The sequence below is a fragment of the Microbacterium sp. Leaf179 genome, assembly GCF_001423785.1.
GTDB lineage: Bacteria > Actinomycetota > Actinomycetes > Actinomycetales > Microbacteriaceae > Microbacterium.
In genome coordinates this window covers 612,801-627,570 of the sequence record NZ_LMPH01000002.1, presented here as the reverse complement: position 1 = coordinate 627,570, position 14,770 = coordinate 612,801, and the positions used below count along the sequence as shown (strand labels likewise).

The following is a 14,770-nucleotide window of genomic DNA, read 5'->3' as shown; positions in this document are numbered from 1 at the left end:
GGTGGCCTCCCTCGCGAATAGTCAGTCGTCCAACTCATGCCGAAAATCGCCGAGCCTCGTCATCCGCGAAGAGTCCCCGAGCGTCCCTAGAATGCGGTGGCAGGGAGTGCATATGCTGAGCGAACGCGCGCGGGTGTCGATAACGGTGAAGGCTTCACCGGAGCCGTCGAAGACGTACGGCGACACTGTGTGCGTGGCCGGCGTGAGGTTGAATGAGGACGGGACCGGGACGTGGGTGCGCATCTACCCCGTGGCGTTTCGGCATCTGGATAGTGTTCAGCAGTTCAAGAAGTTCGAGGTCATAGAGGTCGATCTCACCCGGTCGTCAGAGATTGCCGTTGCGGATTGTGTGAGCGTAGTTAGGCTAGGTGTATGAATAGCGCGAATCGCAACTTCCAAGCGTCAGCAATGATCGATGAGATCCGTTCCGTTGCACTGCAGCGAGATGTGGTTGCCTACACGGTGCATTCAACTGACGATTCAGTGATGTTTGTGAATTTGCCACTGGGTGATGCGGTAACCGCTTACGGGTGGATAGGGCTGTGGCGCAACTCGGCGGATATCGCAGCTGGAGTTCCTCCTCATACTGTCATCGCGTCGGGTGCCAAAGGTGATGGGGAGGACTTGCGCAACCTGGTCCAGCGATCCCACCCGCATGCCTACATCAACGAGTCGGATCAACCCGACGCGGTCGTCGTGATCTCCTCAGTTGACCCATTGGTAAGCAGATTGGAGCCGCGCCGTGTTGCCGATGTAAGTCCACTGATCGAGCGGTGGTTTAATGTCGCCCGCGCCTAGGTGCGCCTGAGGAGATGCCGCCTCGGCAACGAGGCGGCATCTCCTCATTTCACCTGTCTGTCACAAGTTGCGCGTCGGCTCGTTGACGTATACGTTGCAAGTCAGTGTCCAGCCTGCAATTGACACCCATCCCGACATGGTCGCTCCGAATGGCTTGCCCTTCATGGCGTAGCCGATGTCTGTCTGGTTGCCGTAGAAGCCCGTGCCCCAGAAGCCCCCAAAGTCGTACTTGCTTCCGCCAGAGGTTGGGCCCCACCAGACGTCAAGGCCGCGACCAGTGATGATGCCTGCCGTTGAGTGGAGGGAGTAGTCGACCCGCGCGCGACCGCCCGCTTGGCCGGTGTAGATGTAGGCCGTGCCGCAGTTGTTCGTATTGGCGGCGCGAGTCGAGATAGCACCCTCCGGTTCGTTCAGTCCGCACATGCGGACGTCTTCATCCAGCGCTTTCTGCCGATCGGCGTCGGTCAACTCATCGCAATTCCACTGCATGCTCACTGAGGTGGATGAGTCAGTTGCGCCTGCATTCGCTATATCGCTCCCGGATGTCGTATAAGCCGCCGCCGGAGACGCCGTCAATGTCAGGCTCAGCGCGAGTCCGAATACGCCGGACAGTGCACCCATGCTTTTCTTCAATTTTCCCCCAACTTGAATGAATATGTGTGACGAACCTACAAGAACCGTTCTCGTTGTGCTGTCACCATTTTGGGGGACGCGGGCTCTCGGTGGCCTGTAATCGGGCCAATGTCATCCATTTGGATGAATTTTTGCATCCATGAGAAAATCGTTGTGTATTCTCCTCTCCCTCCGAGACGGAATACGCGCTCCTCGTCCGAGGGGACGCGCCGCAGGGGCGGATGGTAACCGCGCCTCGAGTCCCGAGAGGGCGTCTTGCCCTCACCTGGGGGGGNGGGGGGGGGGGGGGGGGGGCATCGCGAGCGTGTAGGTATATCGGGTGACAAGTCGGTATGCGCGTAGCAAAGGGCCTTGTCGCCAGGCGACTGGAACGTGCCGTGGTATTTTTGGGATTCATTTAATCGAACGAGAACGAGGTAATGGGCCCTGCTTACTTCAACGATGAGGGCGTTCGACCGTGGATTGGCTCGCCCAGCGGACGCATGTTGCTCGTGATCGAAATGCTGTGGCCGGTAAGCTCGCCATTCGCCATTTTAATTGCCCTCGTCGGCCGAGGTCATGTCGTCGAAGAGGCCTTACTTGAATCCCTTTACGCAGAGTCGAAGAGGCTGATGAGCACCTCACATTCGGAGCCAAGCTCTGGGTAGCTGGACTGCCGTGGCGGTACCCACCTGCCATCGGCACGGGCGCGATGGTTCAGCATTGACGCAGCGCCACGGGCCTGGTCGTGACCATCGACGCGGTGTCATGTCCGCGCCGTGTGGTGGACCACTCATGGTCCGGCCAAGAACGTCCGTCTCTCGAGACGGACGTTTCCTGTTTCAGGAGACTGCGTCCGGAGCGCCCCTCAGCTGTCTGCGCTCGCTCTCGCAGCGCTCGGCCCCACGCTCCCCGTCGTCACACCGGCGCCCTCGGTAGGCGGTTGATTGCCCCGCCCGTGAGCCGAATCGCGGTGACCGACGTGATGGCGCCCGCGGCCATGATCGCCGCGAGGACGACCAGCTGAAAGCGTCCTGCCTCGACGGGTGAGAGTCCGCCAAAGATCGCTCCCACGAACGCTCCGGGAAGAACGACCACGCCGGTCGTCTTGACCTGGTCGATCCCGGGGAGGAGGGCGTCGTGTACCGCGCGCCGCCCGAGGTCGCGGGTGGCGCGGCGAGGTGTCGCTCCCAGCGCCAACCAGGCCTCCACTTCGGGCCAGCGGTCAGCGCGCAGCTGCGCGAAGGTGCGGCCGGTCACCGAGGCGACGGTCATGGCGTTGCCGATCACCATCGCCCCGACCGCGAGAACGAACCGAGGTGAGTATTCGACGGCGCCGGTGAGGAACACCACGCTTCCGGCCACACCCACCCCGGCGAAGAGGGCAAGCGCCGTCCTCCATGCCTGAGAGGGCGGATCTCCGATGCGACTCGTCGACACCGACACCGCCACCAGGAACATCACGACGAGCGCGACGCCCACCCAGACGGCATCCTGGATGACCCCCGTCAAGATGACGCTGAGAAGGGTGAGCTGCACGGTCGCCCGCACGAGAGCAAAGGCCGGACCGTGCCACCGCGGCACTCCCGAAGCGAGCAGGATGCTTACCGCGATGCCGGCGAGAACCACAATCGCCACCGCCGTGCGCACCAGCACATCGACTGTAGGCATGCCGAAAGAGTACTGGCGGTGCGGAACATCGTCGTCTGCCTGGCCTACGTGCACGGGCGCGACGGGTACCGCGAAGCGTTCGCCGATCTGCTGGCACAGTTCCCAGACTTGTGATGCCGGGAGCTCGGCTCGCGTCAGACCGAGGCGGCGAGCAGGGTCTTGGACTTGCCGTTCAAGAAGTTGACGAGCGCGCCGAGCACGTTCACCTCGTTGCCGAGGTTGACCAGCGCGACGGCGTCCAGCTCGATGGTGGCGTCTCGCGCTTCCATCGTCGCCGTCCAGATCCCGTCACCGCCGGTCACGGGCTGCAGGTAGGTCACCGTCTTCGCCTCGCTGAGGTCGACGACGATCAGACCCGAGTCGGGATCGGTTTCGTCATCCTGCTCCAGGAGGCGGATGTCGCTTCCCGTCAGGTAGCCGAGGGCGCGGAATTCCGCGAGCCACTCCTCGAGCAGGTCCTTGTTCAGCAGGCGGCGTACCGGCACGGCTCTCTCCGATTTCTTCGCGCGAGATCGCGCGTCACCACATTATGTCGGGTGCGGAGAGGTTCGGCTTCGTGCGTTCAGGCGGCGCGCATCGATCGCACGGGCGTGCGGGCGGGGGTACGGGTCGCCTTCTCGGCGACCTCCCACTCGCGCACGTCGATGACGAGACCCGATGCGGCGTTGGACTGGTCGGCCAGCGTGCGCAGGTACTCGCCCACCAGCTGCTCGGGCTCGACGGATTCGAACACGAACCGCAGGGGGATCGAAGGCTGCAGCCAGATGGTGGAGCGTCCGGGATCCTGCTCTGTGCCGGTCCAGGTGAACGTGAACGACTCGCCGCGGCGCAGCTTCGTCGAGGCGATGACCTTGATGTAACCCATCAGGCGATCGGGAAGAAAAATGGGGGCGGTGTCGGAACCGTAGTAAAGAGTGGCCATTGCGATCTCCTAGAGTCGGGGTCGGCGGGCTAATCACTAAAGTAGCACGTATTTCACAAACTTAATTAATTAACTGAAATGTTCACGACCTTGAGTAAGGTGGGCCTTAGCAATCGGCCGGATTGCCCCAGGACTGAGGAGGTGCGGCGTTGACGAATCCCTCCGCGTTGACCGCAGCGCTCGATGACTACGTGTCCGCACGTGATGATGCCGTCGCGAAGGCGAGAACCGACCTGTCGGTCAGCGAACTCGAGGCGACGGCTCTGTGCTGCATCGCCGACGAGCCCGGCATCCGCCCCTCGATCCTGCGCTCGCATCTAGGTGTGACCGCAGCCGGCGTCACCACGATGGTCGATCGTCTGATCGGACGAGGCCTCGTGCGCCGCGAGCTCGATGCCGAAGACCGTCGGGTCAACCACATCCACCTGGAGATCGACATGGAGCAGGAGCCCTGGGCGGCGCTCCGGCGTTTCCCCGTCGAGGTGGACGCCGCCGTGCGCGCCGAGTCGCGCGATGTCGTCGAGGTGGCCGCCGAGCTGCTGCGTCGCATCACCGACCGCGTGCGCGCCTTCAGCTGAGCGGGTGCCTCAGCGCCGTCATCGCGGACTCTGCGCCGTCGGGCCTCACGCGGCCTCCATCGAGCCGGATGAGGTGATCGGCGTCGGCGATGAGCCGGTCGTCGTGGCTCACGCACACGACCGTCGCCCCGCGGTCGACCTCGTACGCGATGGCCGCACGGTTGAGTTGCGCACTCGCCGCGTCGAGTCCGGTGGTCGGTTCGTCGAGCAGCAGGATGTCGGCTTCGCGGGCGAGGCCCTGGGCGAGCAGCGCCCGCTGTCGCTGGCCCCCCGAGAGCGACGAGAACGGATGCCGCGCCAGCGGCGCGATGTCGAGTCGCTGCATCGCGCCGTCGATGGCGGCCCGGTGCGCGGCGGTGAGTCGCCGGAGCGGTCCCGTGCGTCCCCACGCCCCGACCGACACGACGTCGCGGACGGTGAGTGGAAGGTGGGCCGAGACGGCGGCGCGCTGGGGCACGAAGGCGCGTGTGCGCTGCGCGACCTCGACCGAGCCGGATGACGGCTGCTGCGCGCCGGCGAGCACCTCGAGCAGCGTCGACTTGCCCGCACCGTTCGGGCCCACGATGACGGTGAGCGCTCCGGCGTGCAGGTCGACGTCGACGCCGTCGAGGGCGAGGGTGCCGGAGTAGTCCACGCGCAGGGCGCGTGCGAGGACGGCGATGAGGGGCATGGCATCCATTGTACGAGTTTGAGAATCGTTCTCATTCTCGATACGGTCGGGCATCGTGACCTGGCTCCTCGATCCCTTCTCTCTCGAATTCGTGCAGCGCGCGCTGCTCGGGGGAGTGCTCGTCGCCGTGCTGTGCGGCGTCGCCGGCACGTGGGTGATCGTGCGCGGCATGGCGTTCCTGGGCGAGGCGCTCGCCCACGGCATGCTGCCCGGCGTCGCTCTCGCCACCGTGCTCGGCCTTCCGGTTCTGCTGGGGGCGGCCGCCAGCGCCGTCGTGATGAGCCTCGGCATCGGTGTGCTGCAGCGGCGCGCCCGACTCTCGTACGACACGAGCATCGGCCTGCTCTTCGTCGGCATGCTCGCCCTCGGCGTCATCGTCATCTCGCACGCCGGCAGCTTCGCCACCGATGCCACGGCGATCCTGTTCGGCGACATCCTCGCCATCGGCGCCGGTGACCTCGTCGTTCTCGCGGTGGCCGCAGGCCTGGGCATCGCGGCGGCCGCGGTCGCTCATCGTGGCCTCGTCGCCCTCGCCATCGACGAGCGGGTCGCACGGGTGCTCGGTCTCGGCCCGCGCGTCGCGCAGACCGTTCTCGTCGGGCTCGTCACCCTCGCCGTCGTCGCGTCGTACCAGGCCGTCGGCTCGCTGCTGGTGGTGGGCCTGCTCATCGCGCCCGCGGTCGCCGCGCGCCAGTGGACCCACCGTATCGCCACGACCATGGCGCTCGCCGCCGTCATCGGGGCGGTCGCCGTCGCCGTCGGCCTGCTCGTCTCGTGGCACGCCGCGACCGCCGCCGGCGCGACCATCGCCGCCACCGCCATCGCCGCGGCCGGCGTCTCGTGGGCCCTGCGCGCCTGCCGTGACGCCGCGCGCCGCCGCGTGGCATCCCCTGTTCTCGTTCCCGCCTGACCGGAAAGCCCCCATGCCCCACCCCGACTTCCCCCGTCGCCTCGCGCCCCTCAGCGTGGTGCTGCTCCTCTCGCTCGCCGGCTGCGCTGCGCCTGCCGCCGCCCCCGACACCGCACCCTCGACCGACACGCACGGCGAGATCGCGGGTGCCGCCGAACTCGCCGAACCCGCGGTGGGTCTCACCTCGATCGACGGCGACGGCCGCGTCTCGCACCTCGACCTGCTCGACGAGACCACGACCACGCTCGGCACCGTGCGCCCGCCCTCGGCGGTGCACTCGGACGGCCGGTACCTCTTCGCCGCCGACGACACGGGCGTCTCGATCGTCGACAGCGGCGTGTGGACCTGGGATCACGTCGACCACTTCCACTACTACCGCGCCGACGCCCGCCTGCTGGGCGACGTCGAGGGTGAGGGAACCGCTGTCGTGGCGACCTCGAACTCGTCGACCACGGGCGGGACGGGCCTGTTCTTCCCCGGATCGGGTGAGGCGGTGCTGCTCGACACCGAGGCGTTGTCGAGGGGCGAGGTCGTCGAGCGGTTCCGCCTCTCGACGTCTCCCGGTGCCGGCCTCGTCGTGCCCGCCGGATCGTTCGCCGCGGTGGCCGCGGACGACGAGGTGACCCTGCACGACGCTGACGGCGCCGAGGTCGGCGAACCGGCCGCGTGCATCCAACCCGCGGGGACGATCACCACCCGCGTCGGAGCGGTGATCGGATGCCAGGACGGCGCCCTCCTGATCAACGTCGACGACGACGCACCCGTCGTCGAACGCATCGCCTACCCCGCGGGAACGACCGCGCCGCGGGCGACGGCCTTCGCCAACCGCGAGGGGCGCCCGAAGGTCGCCGCGGTCGCCGGGGATGCCGGGGTGTGGATCCTCGACACCCGCGAGCGCACGTGGACGCTGCTGCCCACCCCCGAGCCGGTCGTGCAGGTCACGGCGGTCGACGACAAAGACGCGAACCTCCTCGCCCTCACCCCGGACGGGCGGGTGCTGGTGCTCGATGGTGAGACGGGCGCGCAGCGCGCGGCATCCCCCGCCCTGGTGGGAGCGAGCCTCGCCGCGGGGCAGACCGTCAGCCTGGTCGCCGACCAGCAGCGGGCGTATCTGAACGGCCCCACCGAGAGCCGCATGTGGGAGATCGACTTCGCCGACGCCGCCCGCGTCGCCCGGGAGTTCACGCCCGAGCGCGCGCCGCTGTTCTTCGCCGAGACGGGACGCTGACATGAAGAGAGCTCTGGCCGTCGCCCTGACCGCCGCTCTGCTCGCCCTCACCGGGTGCGCCGGGGGAGCGGCATCCGATCGCCCGCTCGTGGTGGTGACGACGAACATCCTCGGCGACGTCGTGTCGCATCTGGTCGGCGACGACGTCGAGGTGCTCACCCTGATGCGGCCGGGCGCCGATCCGCACTCGTTCGAGATCTCGGCGGCGGAAGCCGCGCGCCTGCGCTCGGCCGACCTGCTGGTGGCCAACGGCATCGGCCTCGAAGAGGGGCTGCAGCAGCATCTCGACGCGGCCTCCGCCGACGGGGTGACCACTTTCGTCGCCGGCGACGCGGTCACCGTGCTGCCGTACACCTCGACCGATGCGGGTGGTGCCGACGATCCGCACTTCTGGACCGATCCCGCCCAGATGGCCGCGGTCGTCGACGCGCTGACCCCGGTGCTCTCGCGTATCGACGGGATCGACGCCGCCGCGGTCGCCGAGCGTTCGACGGCGTATCGCGCCGAGATCGAGGCCCTGGATACCGAGATGACGGCCGCGTTCGCCGCGATCCCCGCCGAGCGTCGGGCGCTCGTGACCAACCACCACGTCTTCGGCTACCTCGCCGAGCGCTTCGGGTTCCGCCTGGTGGGGGCCGTGATCCCCGGTGGCACCACGCTGGCGGCGCCGAGCACGAGCGACCTCGCCGACCTGGTGTCGGCGATCGACGAGGCCGGGGTGCCCACGATCTTCGCCGAGTCGTCGTCGCCCGACCGTCTCGTCCGCGCGCTCGCCGACGAGGCCGACCGCCACGTCGAGGTGACCGAGCTGTTCACCGAATCGCTCACCGACGCCGACGGCGGCGCCCCCGACTACCTGACCATGATGCGCGTCAACACGGAGCGCATCGCCACCGGCCTGTCGCCGTGAGCGACCGGCCACCCACCCAGAAAGAGAATCACATGCGCACCTCTTCCCACCGCCGCGGGGACGCCCTCCGTCGTGCGGGCCTGCTCACGCTCGCGGTCGGCGCGACCGTCGCCCTGTCGGCGTGCGCGGGCGGCGCCGGCACCGGTTCGGCTGCCCCCGCCACGAGCGCGGCCCCGTCGTCGACGAGCGACACGGGCACCCGCGTCGCCCTGTCGTACCCCGGCGGCATCGTCGTGCTCGACGGCGAGAGCCTCGAGACGATCGGCGACTTCTCGTCCGAGGAGTTCACGCGGCTCAACTCCGCCGGTGACGGCCGTCACGTCATGGTGACCACGAGCGAGGGCTTCCAGGTGCTCGATGCCGGCACCGCGTCGGAGCAGCCCCGGCTCACCGACCTCGTGTTCCCGGCGTCCAAGCCCGGTCACGTCGTGACGCACGGCGGCAAGACCGTGCTCTACGCCGACGGCACGAGCGACTCGACGATCTTCGACACCGACGCCCTGCTCGCCTCGACCGATGCGCTCCCCGCCGTCGAGACCATTCCGGGCGTCGAGGCGCACCACGGGGTGTCGATCATGCTCGAAGACGGGTCGTTCGTCACCACGGTCGGCAACGCGAACGGCCGCACCGGCATCGCCGTGACCGACGCATCGGGCGCGACGATCGCCCAGGATGCGACCTGCCCCGGCGTGCACGGCGAGGGCACCGCGAAAGACGAGGTCGTCGTCTTCGGCTGCGAGAACGGCGCCCTGATCTACGACGACGGCGAGATCACGAAGGTCGACGCCCCCGACCAGCCCTACGGTCGTACGGGCAACCTCTTCGTCAGCGAGACCAGCCCGCTGGTGCTCGGTGACTACAAGGACGACCGCGACGCCGAGGGCTACCTGCTGCAGCGCGTGTCGCTGATCGACACCGCCGCCAAGACGCAGAGCGTCGTCGACATGCCCGCCGGCGCCGAGTACACCTTCCGCGACCTGGCCCGCGGCGCCGAGGATCGGGGCTACATCCTGGCGTCGGACGGCGCGATCCACGTCCTCGACCTCGAGAAGGGGGCCTTCACCGAGGCGTTCCCCGTGATCGACGCGTGGGAGGGGCCGGTCGAGTGGCAGGACGCCCACCCCGCCATCAAGGTGTCGGGCGACATCGCCTACGTCACCGAGCCGGCGAAGAACGCCGTGCACGCGGTCGACCTCACCACCGGCGAGGTCACCGCCACGGCGACCCTCGACGTCACGCCCAACGAGATGGCGCTCACGCGCTGAGCATCACCGGCCGCCCCGGTCGTACGCCACCTGCAGTGCTCCCCGCACCGCGCGTACGCCGGGGCGGTCGGCCGTTCCGCGGCGGACGGCGGTGAACACCTCGCGCCGGGGTTCGCCGGGTAGGCCGACCAGGCGCACGGGCGGATCCTCGCCGGCGAAGACGAGGTCGGGGATCATCCCCACCGCGTGACCGGATGCCACGAGCCGCGCGTGCGCGGTCAGATCGGCCATCTCGAAGCGCACGTCGGGCTCGAACCCCGCCGCGCGGCACTGCTGCGTCGCCCATTGACGCGCGGCCGTGCCCTCGGGCTCCATCACCCAGGCGCGGTCGCGGAGGTCGTCGAGCCGCTCGGCGGGATCGGTGCGCGCCACGGCGAGGCGGATGGCATCCCGTCCCAGCAGGCTCCGCTCGATGCCGTCGCGGTGCTCACGCGTGTGCCCCGGGTACTGCTCGGCGACGGCGAGGTCGAAGCCGCGGGCGGCCACCTCGAACAACCCTTCTTCGGGGGCGAGCTCGGCGACTTCGACGCGCAATTGGGGCTCGGCCTCGGCCAGGGCGTCGAGGGCGCGGGGGAGGAGCCCGTGTGCGGCGGACTGCATGACGGCCACGCGCACGGGAGCGAGCGAGGGGCGCAGGTGTTCGAGCTCGGCGCGGGCTGCTTCGTCGGCGGCGAGCATGCGGGCCGCGTGCGCGGCGAGGGCCGCACCCTGAGCGGTGAGGCGCAGGCGCCGACCGTCGGGTTCGAGCAGGGCGACGCCGGCCTCGCGTTCGAGCAGCGCGAGCTGCTGCGAGATCGTCGACGGACTGTACGACAGGGCCTTGGCGACGGCCGCGAGCGTGCCCCGCAGCGACAGCTCGTGCAGCAGGCGCAGACGGCGGAGATCGAACATGGCATCCCTTCGATAACATCGAACATAACCCATTGTTAATCATCGCTTTTCTCGAATGGACGCGGGTCCCATGCTGATCACATCCGAGGAAGGACCGCCATGTCGCTCACCGATGCCCCCCGCACCACGTCCGGCACCACGCCCCAGAGTCTCGTCTCACCCGCCGAGCTCGCCGACGACGCGATCGCCCTCGTGCGCCGCTGGCTCGCCGAGAGTCGCGACGAGCCCGTCGACGCCGCCGCCCAGCGCCTGGCCGGCGTGCTGCGCGATCCGCACGGGCTCGACTTCACGGTCGGCTTCGTCGACGGAGTCGTGCGCCCCGAAGACCTGAGCGTCGCGGCGCGCAACCTCGCCGCCCTGACCCCGCTGATCCCCGGGTTCCTCCCTCTGCACCTCAAGGCCGCGATCCGGCTCGGCGCGTTGACCGCGCCGATCCTTCCCCGCGTCGTCGTGCCGGCGGCGCGCACGGCGCTCCGCTCGATGGTGCGTCACCTCATCGTCGATGCCAGCGACCGCAAGCTCGGCGACGCCATCACATCGATCCGCGGCCGGGGCGACGGCATCCGTCTCAACGTGAATCTGCTCGGCGAGGCCATCCTCGGCAAGAAAGAGGCCGCGCGCCGCCTGGCCGGCACGCGCAAGCTCCTCGCCCGTGACGACGTCGACTACGTCTCGATCAAGGTGTCGTCGACCGTCGCCCCGCACACGCCGTGGGCGTTCGACGCCGCCGTCGCCGACGCGGTGGCGGCGCTTCGCCCCCTCTACCGGGTCGCGAAAGAGACCGGCACCTTCGTCAACCTCGACATGGAGGAGTTCAAAGACCTCGACCTCACCCTCGCGGTCTTCGAGACCCTGCTCGCCGAGCCCGAGTTCCACGACGTCGAGGCCGGCATCGTGCTGCAGGCGTACCTGCCCGATGCCCTCGCCGCGATGATCCGCCTGCAGGAATGGACCGCCCGGCGCGTGGCATCCGGTGGTGCGACGATCAAGGTGCGCGTCGTGAAGGGCGCGAACCTCCCCATGGAACGCGTCGACGCCGACGTGCACGACTGGCCGCTGGCCACCTGGCCGTCGAAGCAGGCGACGGATGCCTCTTATAAGGCGGTGCTCGACTACGCGCTGCGTCCCGAGCACGCGCAGCACGTGCGCATCGGCGTGGCCGGACACAACCTCTTCGACGTGGCTCTCGCCTGGCTGCTCGCGGAGCGGCGCGGGGTGACCGGCGGGATCGACGTCGAGATGCTGCTCGGCATGGCCACCGCGCAGCAGGCGGTCGTGCGCCGCACGGTCGGGTCGATCCTGCTCTACACGCCCGTCGTGCACCCGCAGGAGTTCGACGTCGCGATCGCGTACCTGATCCGCCGCCTCGAAGAGGGCGCGTCGAGCGAGAACTTCATGTCGGCCGTCTTCGACCTCGACACCCACGCGGCGCTGTTCGATCGCGAGCGCGACCGCTTCCTGGCATCCCTCGCCGACATGCCCGAGGGCGTACCGGCGTCGAACCGCGTGCAGGACCGCACCGCGCCGGCGCCCACGGCTCCCGCCACGGGCTTCCACAACACCCCCGACTCCGACCCCGCGATCGAGGCCAACCGCGGCTGGGGCGCCGGGATCGTCGCGCGGATGCAGGACTCGACCCTGGGCAGCGACACGATCGCCGCGCACACCGTCACCGACGCCGACGCCCTCGACGCCCTGATCCGCGAGGCCGCGATCGCCGCCACCGCGTGGCGCGAGCTCGGCGCGGGGGCGCGCGCCGCGATCCTGCACCGGGCGGGCGACGCGCTCGAGAAGCGTCGCGCCGACCTGCTCGAGGTCATGGGCGTGGAGTGCGGCAAGGTGTTGGAGCAGAGCGACCCCGAGGTGTCGGAGGCCATCGACTTCGCGCACTACTACGCCGAGCAGGCCCGCACCCTCGACGACGTCGACGGAGCCCGCTTCACGCCCGTGGGCGTCACCGTGGTCACCCCTCCGTGGAACTTCCCCGTCGCGATCCCCGCGGGATCGACCCTCGCCGCGCTCGCCGCAGGGTCCGCCGTGGTCATCAAACCCGCCGCCCTCGCCCAGCGCTCGGGCGCGGTCATGGTCGAGGCGCTGTGGGAGGCCGGCGTACCCCGCGAGGTGCTGAAGCTCGTGCAGCTGTCGGAACGCGATCTCGGCACGCAGCTGCTCACGCACTCCGCCGTCGAGCGGGTCGTGCTGACCGGCGCGTACGAGACGGCCGAGCTGTTCCGCTCGTTCCGTCCCGACCTTGCGCTCCTCGCCGAGACGAGCGGCAAGAACGCCGTGATCGTGACGCCCAGCGCCGACCTCGACCTCGCCGCGAAAGACGTCGCGATGTCGGCCTTCGGCCACGCGGGGCAGAAGTGCTCGGCGGCCTCGCTCGTCGTGCTCGTCGGCTCGGTCGCACGCTCGCGGCGCTTCCGCGACCAGCTCGTCGACGCGGTGACCTCGCTCGAGGTGGGGATGCCGTGGGATGAGGCCTCGCGTGTGGGACCGCTCATCGAGCCGGCGAACGGCAAGCTGCTGCGGGCGCTCACCACGCTCGAGCCCGGCCAGCGCTGGGTCGTCGAACCGCAGCGTCTCGACGACGAGGGGTCGCTGTGGCGCCCCGGCATTCGCGAGGGCGTGCAGGCGGGCAGCGAGTTCCACCGCACCGAGTACTTCGGACCGGTGCTGGGCATCATGACCGCCGAGACCCTCGATGAGGCCATCGAGATCGTCAACGCCATCGAGTACGGGCTCACCTCGGGCCTGCACGCGCTGGACGAGGCCGAGATCCAGCGGTGGCTCTCGCGCATCGAGGCCGGCAACGTCTACGTCAACCGCGGCACCACCGGCGCGATCGTGCAGCGCCAGCCGTTCGGCGGGTGGAAGAAGTCGGCCGTCGGCGCGGGCACCAAGGCCGGTGGGCCGTCGTACCTGTTCGGATTCGGTTCGTGGGCGGATGCCGAGACCTCGGCGTCCCGCTCGGGCGATGCGCTGACCGCCCCGGCGCTCGCGGCGGTTCCCGCTGCCGACCGCGACTGGCTGGCATCCGCTCTCGCGAGCGACGCCGCCGCCTGGGCCGCCGAGTTCTCGCTGGCCCGCGATGTGACCGGCCTGGAGTCGGAGCAGAACGTGCTGCGCTACGGCACGGTGCCGGTCACCGTGCGATTCGACGACGCGACCGAGACGGCGCTCGTTCGCGTCGTCGCCGCCGGTGTGCGCGCCGGCGCCCCGGTGACCGTGAGCACGGCCCGGGAGCTGTCGCCCGCCGTGCGCGCGTGGCTCGAGGGCGTGGGAGTGCGCGCAAGCGTCGAGGACCCCGCCGAGTGGAAGCGCCGCGCCGCGCGTCTGGCGCGCACCGGCGGGCGGGTGCGCCTGCTCGGCGGCTCGACCGTCGCGATGGCCGACGCCGTGGGCGGCTCGCCCTCGGTCGCGATCTACGCGGGCGAGGTCACCCGCGCCGGGCGCGTCGAGCTGCTGCCGTTCCTGCGCGAGCAGGCCGTGTCGATCACGGCGCACCGCTTCGGAACGCCGCGCCGGTACGTCGTGCCGCCGCTCGTCACGCGCTGAGCGCACGCGGGCCCCGCGGCTGTTGCGGGGCCCGCGTGGGTGCTCATCACGCGGTTCCGGTCGTGGCCACCCGCGCGGCGGCGCGGCGCACCGAGTCCGGAACGCGCGTTCCGGGGTGCGTCTGCGCAGACGTCCTCGGTTCGTCGGCGACCCAGCGCAGGGGGAGGGTGCCGGCCCAGACGGCGCGGTCCTCTCCGTCGTCGTCCTCCTCGACGAGCGAGCCCGCGTTGTCCTTCACGCTGGCCTCGACGAGGGGGATGCGCAGCACCATGGTGGCGGCGAGCTCACGGGCCGTCATGGGGCGGACGTCTTCGCTGCGGCCGGGCATCAGATGCTCCGACAGCACGAGCAGGGCCGCCTCTTTCTCTTCGGGTGGCACGACGGATGCCACCCCATGCACGACCGCGCACCGGTACCGCATCGAGCTGTCGAAGAGCGACCGCGCGTACTTCAGGCCCATGAGGTGGGTCACGGTGATGCAGACGGGGGTACCGGCCGCGATGCGTCGGAAGAAGTCGCTGCCGGTGGATCCGTGCAGCAGGAGGTCGTCGCCGTCTCGGGCGATGCCGATCGGCAGCGCGACCGGGCGGTCGTCGCGTACGAGGGCGATGGTGGCGGCCAGGGCGCCGTCGATCACGTCGTAGAGCGCGGTGCGGTCGGTGACCTGGTGGTGCGGAAGGCGGCGCACCCGCGTGCGCGCGGTGAGGGGAAGATCGGTCATGGTCCGATTTCATTCGCTCGCGTGGTCCATCGCATA

The 14,770-nt window shown here is 69.5% G+C and carries 15 protein-coding genes; 8 read left to right on the top strand and 7 right to left on the bottom strand.

Going from position 1 to position 14,770, the window contains the following annotated elements:
• Positions 1-112: 112 nt before the first annotated feature.
• Together ASF96_RS10415 and ASF96_RS16975 are read left to right on the top strand one after the other, a co-directional pair.
• A complete protein-coding gene (locus ASF96_RS10415; protein ID WP_055938826.1) occupies positions 113-376 on the top strand; it encodes a hypothetical protein in 264 nt (87 codons plus the stop codon).
• Positions 373-798: a hypothetical protein gene (locus tag ASF96_RS16975; protein ID WP_156458819.1), complete on the top strand. Its 426-nt coding sequence runs from the start codon at positions 373-375 to the stop codon at positions 796-798. Before ASF96_RS10415 ends, ASF96_RS16975 begins: the two co-directional genes overlap by 4 nt.
• A 60-nt stretch (positions 799-858) precedes the next feature.
• Here ASF96_RS16975 and ASF96_RS10410 read toward each other — a convergent pair whose 3' ends face one another.
• From ASF96_RS10410 to ASF96_RS10395, 4 genes are all read right to left on the bottom strand, one after another.
• Positions 859-1,419: a hypothetical protein gene (locus tag ASF96_RS10410; RefSeq protein WP_156458818.1), complete on the bottom strand. Its 561-nt coding sequence runs from the start codon at positions 1,417-1,419 to the stop codon at positions 859-861.
• 909 nt (positions 1,420-2,328) lie between these two features.
• Positions 2,329-3,081 (bottom strand): ABC transporter permease, encoded by a 753-nt coding sequence (locus tag ASF96_RS10405; RefSeq protein WP_055938821.1) that lies wholly within the window; start codon positions 3,079-3,081, stop codon positions 2,329-2,331.
• A gap of 134 nt (positions 3,082-3,215) precedes the next feature.
• Positions 3,216-3,566, bottom strand: a complete 351-nt coding sequence (locus ASF96_RS10400; RefSeq protein WP_055839021.1) for a hypothetical protein — start codon at positions 3,564-3,566, stop codon at positions 3,216-3,218.
• A 77-nt stretch (positions 3,567-3,643) separates the two neighbouring features.
• A complete protein-coding gene (locus tag ASF96_RS10395; RefSeq protein ID WP_055839018.1) occupies positions 3,644-4,003 on the bottom strand; it encodes a DUF7882 family protein in 360 nt (119 codons plus the stop codon).
• 149 nt (positions 4,004-4,152) lie between these two features.
• Between ASF96_RS10395 and ASF96_RS10390 the strand changes: the two genes are divergently transcribed.
• A complete protein-coding gene (locus tag ASF96_RS10390) occupies positions 4,153-4,581 on the top strand; it encodes a MarR family transcriptional regulator (protein ID WP_082509553.1) in 429 nt (142 codons plus the stop codon).
• Here the strand turns inward: ASF96_RS10390 and aztA are convergent.
• A complete protein-coding gene (gene aztA, locus ASF96_RS10385) occupies positions 4,574-5,260 on the bottom strand; it encodes a zinc ABC transporter ATP-binding protein AztA (protein WP_235560580.1) in 687 nt (228 codons plus the stop codon). The genes ASF96_RS10390 and aztA overlap by 8 nt on opposite strands.
• Before the next feature lie 46 nt (positions 5,261-5,306).
• Here aztA and aztB point away from each other — a divergent pair, with 46 nt between their 5' ends.
• Genes aztB through aztD form a run of 4 tightly spaced genes read left to right on the top strand, consistent with a single transcriptional unit; the run spans position 5,307 to position 9,564 of the window.
• Positions 5,307-6,161 (top strand): zinc ABC transporter permease AztB, encoded by an 855-nt coding sequence (aztB, locus tag ASF96_RS10380; protein ID WP_055839010.1) that lies wholly within the window; start codon positions 5,307-5,309, stop codon positions 6,159-6,161.
• A gap of 13 nt (positions 6,162-6,174) precedes the next feature.
• Positions 6,175-7,389 (top strand): hypothetical protein, encoded by a 1,215-nt coding sequence (locus tag ASF96_RS10375; RefSeq protein ID WP_055938814.1) that lies wholly within the window; start codon positions 6,175-6,177, stop codon positions 7,387-7,389.
• A 1-nt stretch (position 7,390) separates the two neighbouring features.
• Complete coding sequence (aztC, locus tag ASF96_RS10370; RefSeq protein WP_055938811.1) at positions 7,391-8,299, top strand: zinc ABC transporter substrate-binding protein AztC; 909 nt, start codon at positions 7,391-7,393, stop codon at positions 8,297-8,299.
• 32 nt (positions 8,300-8,331) lie between these two features.
• Positions 8,332-9,564: a zinc metallochaperone AztD gene (aztD, locus tag ASF96_RS10365; protein WP_055938809.1), complete on the top strand. Its 1,233-nt coding sequence runs from the start codon at positions 8,332-8,334 to the stop codon at positions 9,562-9,564.
• A 3-nt stretch (positions 9,565-9,567) separates the two neighbouring features.
• Here aztD and ASF96_RS10360 read toward each other — a convergent pair whose 3' ends face one another.
• Positions 9,568-10,455 (bottom strand): LysR family transcriptional regulator, encoded by an 888-nt coding sequence (locus ASF96_RS10360; RefSeq protein WP_055938805.1) that lies wholly within the window; start codon positions 10,453-10,455, stop codon positions 9,568-9,570.
• 99 nt (positions 10,456-10,554) lie between these two features.
• Here ASF96_RS10360 and ASF96_RS10355 point away from each other — a divergent pair, with 99 nt between their 5' ends.
• Entirely contained in the window at positions 10,555-14,013 is a 3,459-nt protein-coding gene (locus ASF96_RS10355; protein ID WP_055938802.1) for a bifunctional proline dehydrogenase/L-glutamate gamma-semialdehyde dehydrogenase, read from the top strand.
• Positions 14,014-14,059: 46 nt separating this feature from the next.
• Here the strand turns inward: ASF96_RS10355 and ASF96_RS10350 are convergent, their stop codons facing one another.
• Positions 14,060-14,734, bottom strand: a complete 675-nt coding sequence (locus tag ASF96_RS10350) for a pyridoxamine 5'-phosphate oxidase family protein (protein ID WP_055938799.1) — start codon at positions 14,732-14,734, stop codon at positions 14,060-14,062.
• Positions 14,735-14,770: the final 36 nt, after the last annotated feature.

What these genes read in the sequence shown, in the direction of transcription:
- ASF96_RS16975 (WP_156458819.1), top strand. Translation starts at nt 373, where the DNA reads ATGAATAGCGCGAATCGCAACTTCCAAGCGTCAGCAATGATCGATGAG.
- ASF96_RS10350 (WP_055938799.1), bottom strand. Translation starts at nt 14,734, where the DNA reads ATGACCGATCTTCCCCTCACCGCGCGCACGCGGGTGCGCCGCCTTCCG.
- ASF96_RS10410 (WP_156458818.1), bottom strand. Translation starts at nt 1,419, where the DNA reads ATGGGTGCACTGTCCGGCGTATTCGGACTCGCGCTGAGCCTGACATTG.
- ASF96_RS10405 (WP_055938821.1), bottom strand. Translation starts at nt 3,081, where the DNA reads ATGCCTACAGTCGATGTGCTGGTGCGCACGGCGGTGGCGATTGTGGTT.
- aztD (WP_055938809.1), top strand. Translation starts at nt 8,332, where the DNA reads ATGCGCACCTCTTCCCACCGCCGCGGGGACGCCCTCCGTCGTGCGGGC.
- aztC (WP_055938811.1), top strand. Translation starts at nt 7,391, where the DNA reads ATGAAGAGAGCTCTGGCCGTCGCCCTGACCGCCGCTCTGCTCGCCCTC.
- ASF96_RS10395 (WP_055839018.1), bottom strand. Translation starts at nt 4,003, where the DNA reads ATGGCCACTCTTTACTACGGTTCCGACACCGCCCCCATTTTTCTTCCC.
- ASF96_RS10355 (WP_055938802.1), top strand. Translation starts at nt 10,555, where the DNA reads ATGTCGCTCACCGATGCCCCCCGCACCACGTCCGGCACCACGCCCCAG.
- aztA (WP_235560580.1), bottom strand. Translation starts at nt 5,260, where the DNA reads ATGGATGCCATGCCCCTCATCGCCGTCCTCGCACGCGCCCTGCGCGTG.
- ASF96_RS10415 (WP_055938826.1), top strand. Translation starts at nt 113, where the DNA reads ATGCTGAGCGAACGCGCGCGGGTGTCGATAACGGTGAAGGCTTCACCG.
- ASF96_RS10375 (WP_055938814.1), top strand. Translation starts at nt 6,175, where the DNA reads ATGCCCCACCCCGACTTCCCCCGTCGCCTCGCGCCCCTCAGCGTGGTG.
- ASF96_RS10360 (WP_055938805.1), bottom strand. Translation starts at nt 10,455, where the DNA reads ATGTTCGATCTCCGCCGTCTGCGCCTGCTGCACGAGCTGTCGCTGCGG.